Annotated in this window: 4 protein-coding genes; 3 read left to right on the top strand and 1 reads right to left on the bottom strand. The window is 65.0% G+C overall.

Annotation, left to right across the window (positions count from 1 at the left end; all coding sequences use genetic code 11):
- From EN969_RS22420 to EN969_RS22410, 3 genes are all read left to right on the top strand, one after another.
- A partial coding sequence (locus EN969_RS22420) for an ATP-binding cassette domain-containing protein (protein WP_127419403.1) occupies positions 1-477 on the top strand: 477 nt, incomplete at its 5' end.
- 12 nt (positions 478-489) lie between these two features.
- On the top strand, positions 490-1,365 hold the full coding sequence (locus EN969_RS22415) for a branched-chain amino acid ABC transporter permease (protein ID WP_063170049.1): 876 nt from the start codon (positions 490-492) through the stop codon (positions 1,363-1,365).
- Positions 1,362-2,396 carry a branched-chain amino acid ABC transporter permease gene (locus tag EN969_RS22410; RefSeq protein ID WP_027162307.1) on the top strand — a complete coding sequence of 345 codons (1,035 nt, stop codon included), beginning with the start codon at positions 1,362-1,364 and terminating at the stop codon, positions 2,394-2,396. Before EN969_RS22415 ends, EN969_RS22410 begins: the two co-directional genes overlap by 4 nt.
- A 24-nt stretch (positions 2,397-2,420) precedes the next feature.
- On the opposite strand, the gene EN969_RS22405 is transcribed toward EN969_RS22410, so the two are convergent.
- A partial coding sequence (locus EN969_RS22405) for a M20/M25/M40 family metallo-hydrolase (protein ID WP_127419402.1) occupies positions 2,421-3,453 on the bottom strand: 1,033 nt, incomplete at its 5' end.

The raw sequence follows: 3,453 nt of genomic DNA, 5'->3' as shown, positions 1-3,453 counted from the left end.
GGCCTGATCCATGTGCCGCAAGGCAACCGGCTGTTTCCCGATCTCTCGATCGCCGACTGCATGGCGCTCGGCGCCTATTCGCCGCGGGCCCGGCCGCATGAGGCGGAAAACCGCGAAAAGGTGGTCAAGCTGTTCCCGAAACTGGCGGAACGCTGGCGCCAGCGCGTGCGCACGCTGTCGGGCGGCGAGCGCCAGATGGTGTCGATCGGCACGGCGCTGATGAGCCATCCGCGCCTGCTGATCCTCGACGAGCCGACGCTTGGGCTGGCGCCCAAGATCAAGGACGAGCTCTGCGCCTCCGTCATGGACATTTCGCGCGGCGGCGTACCGCTCATCGTCGTCGAGCAGGACATCGAATTCCTGCTGGAACTGACGCAGCAACTCTACCTCGTCAACCATGGCGCCGTTGCGACCGAGATCAAGCCGGGCGAAAGCCTCGACCACGGCGAGATCATGTCGATGTATTTTGGCCATTAGGAAAATCCGAAGATGAGCGCATTGGCGGAAATCCTGTTCGGCGGCCTGTTCCAGGGCTCGCTCTACGCCATGATGGCGGTCGGGCTGGCTCTGGTCTGGACGACGATCGGCGTGTTCAATTTCAGCCATGGCGTGTTCATGATGCTGGGCGCCTACATCGCCTGGCAGCTGGTCGAACTCGGCCTGCCGGCGGCGGTCGCCTTTCCCATCGCCGTCGTCGTCATGGCCGGCGTCGGCTGGATCCTGCAGGCGAGTGTCGTGCGGCCGCTGATCGGCCGACCCAACATCGTGCTGGTCGTCGTCATCACCACGCTGGCAGCCGGGTCGCTGATCGAGAACGGCGCGCTGACCATCTGGGGACCGCGCTCGAAGCAGATCCCGGCGCTGATCACCGGCAACACCACCATCGGCGGCGTCGGCGTCTCCCTGCACCAGATCGCCATCATCGTCATCACGCCGCTGATCCTGGCCGCACTTTGGATGTTCCTCAACCGCACGCGGCTCGGGCTGGCGCTGCGCGCCGTGGCGCAGAATGAAGATGCCAGCCATCTGGTCGGGCTGAACGTCACCGCGCTCTATGGGCTGGCCTTCGCCATTGCCGCGTCGCTTGCAGGCCTCGCCGGCATCTTCATGGGCGGCTATCGTTTCATGTCGCCGGTGATGGGCAGCGACCCGCTGCTCAAGGCGCTGATCGTCGTCGTCTTCGGCGGAATATCGAGCATCTCGGGACCGATCTTCGCCGCCTATCTGATCGGCTTCTTCGAGGCCGCCTGCAGCTATTATTTCGGCCTGTACTGGACGCCGGCGCTGCTGTTCGGCGTGCTGATCCTGACCCTGATGGTGCGCCCCGAGGGCATCTTTGCCAGCCGCTCCCGAGGCCTAGCATGACCGACACGACATCGCCGATCACCCTTAGCCACACAGAGGCGGCAACCCCGATCGCTCCCGGCCGCACGCCGTGGAAGCAGGAGGCCATCGGCTTCGTGCTCGGCTTCGCCTTTCTGGCACTGCTGCCGCTGATCTTCGGCGACACCTATGCCCGCCACATTCTGATCATGGCCTTCATCTATGCGATCGTCGCCTCGAACTGGGACCTCAGCCTCGGCTATGGCGGCGTCTTCAATTTCGGCCATCTGGCGCTGTTCGGCATCGGCGTCTATGCCTACAGCCTGCTCACCAAGCTGGCCGAATTCGACCCGTGGATCGCGCTGTTTGCCAGCGGTGTCATCGCCACCCTGGCGGCGATCCTGGTGACCATCCCGATCCTGCGGCTGAAGGGCATCTACATCATCCTGGTCACTTTCGGCTTCGCGCAGCTGGTGATGCAAGTAATCATCAGCCAGTCCGCCATCACCGGCGGCACGCAAGGGTTGGTGCGCATTCCCGGGCTATACGTGTTCGACCACAACATGGTCCGTGACGGCAAATCAGCCTATTTCTACATCGCGCTGGCGCTGCTGGTGGCGAGCACCCTGTTCCTGCGCGTGTTCGTGCGCTCACGCACCGGGGCCAGCATCGTCGCCTTGCGCGACAATGAGGAATACGCCATCAGCCGCGGCGTCTCGATCGTGCGCCAGCGCATGCTGACGCTTGCCGCGAGCGCCTTCTTCACCGGCATCGCCGGCGCCTTCTACGCCGCCTACCAGCGCAATGCCTCGATCGACGTCTTCGGCATGAGCCTTGCGACCATCATCCTGTCGATGGTGCTGCTTGGCGGCACCAGCACTATTTACGGCGCCATCATCGCCTCTTTCGTGCTGACGATCTTCGCCGAATGGATGGCCGATTTCGGCGCGTGGCGGCCGATGATCACGGCGGTGCTGATCATCGGCGTGATGCTGGCCTACCCGAGCGGCCTGGTCGGCATGATCAAGGCTTCATGGGGCGCCGTCGCCGGACGCCTGAAGCGCCCGGCCTGACCGTTTCGGACTGGCGGCTCCGCCTCAGCGGATGCCGCACCAGTCGATGACCGAAGCGGCGATCACCTTGGCGGTCTCGACCACCGATTCGACTTCGACATACTCGTCGGAACCGTGAAATCCGTCGCCTGACGGGCCGAAGATGACACCGTCGACGCCGGCGCCGGCATAGTGCGCGGCATCGCACACGGCGACGAAGCCACGCGCCTGCGGCGCCTTGCCGACCATGGCCTTGCGCTTCATCAGCGATCTCACCAGCGGATGGTCGACCGGCGTGTTCATCGGCGGAAAATGCAGCCCGCCGAGCTCCCATTGGATCGCAGGCGGGTTGTCGCGCAGCCACGCATCGGTCTGCGCGAAATGGTGGACGAACGCCTCGAAATCGCGGCGGTAGTCGGCCGAATTCTCGTCGGGCAGGAATTTCATGTCGAGATCGAGCACCGCGACATCGGGAATGATGGCCGGGTTGGTCATCACGGTCGGCAGGCCGTGCTCGCCAAGGCCGGTGCCGCCATGCATGACGCCGATGTTGATGGTGTTCATGCCGAGCGGCAGCAGCGGATGCGATTTTGCTCGCGTCCGGTCCAGCTCATACTGGCGCACGGCGGCAATGAAGCGGGCGGCGATCTCGATCGCATTGACGCCCGGCTCCAGCCGGTCCTTGTCGTGGCGCTGCGGATAGATCTCGTTGTAGCGCAGCGCCGAATGGGCGTTGCGGCCACGGATCGTCACCCGCGCCCATTCCAGCCCGCCTTCGACCGGCAGGACATCGCCCCAGGTCGGTTCGGCGACCAGCACCGCCTTGGCGAGCTTGCCCTTCTTCACCGCGTCCATGGCGCCGAAGCCGCCGGCTTCCTCGTCGACGACCGAGTGGATGGCGAGCCGGCCCTGCAGCGTGATGCCCGCCTTGCGGATCGCGCGCGCGGCGGCGATGCAAGCGGCGACGCCGCCCTTCATGTCGACGGCGCCGCGGCCATAGAGCCGGCCATTGGTGATTTCGCCGCCGAACGGATCGACCGACCAGTCCTTCATCGCGCCGACCGGCACGACGTAGATA

The organism is Mesorhizobium sp. M7A.F.Ca.CA.003.01.2.1 (genome assembly GCF_003998945.1).
Taxonomy (GTDB): domain Bacteria; phylum Pseudomonadota; class Alphaproteobacteria; order Rhizobiales; family Rhizobiaceae; genus Mesorhizobium; species Mesorhizobium ciceri.
This window is presented reverse-complemented; position numbering and strand designations above follow the sequence as displayed.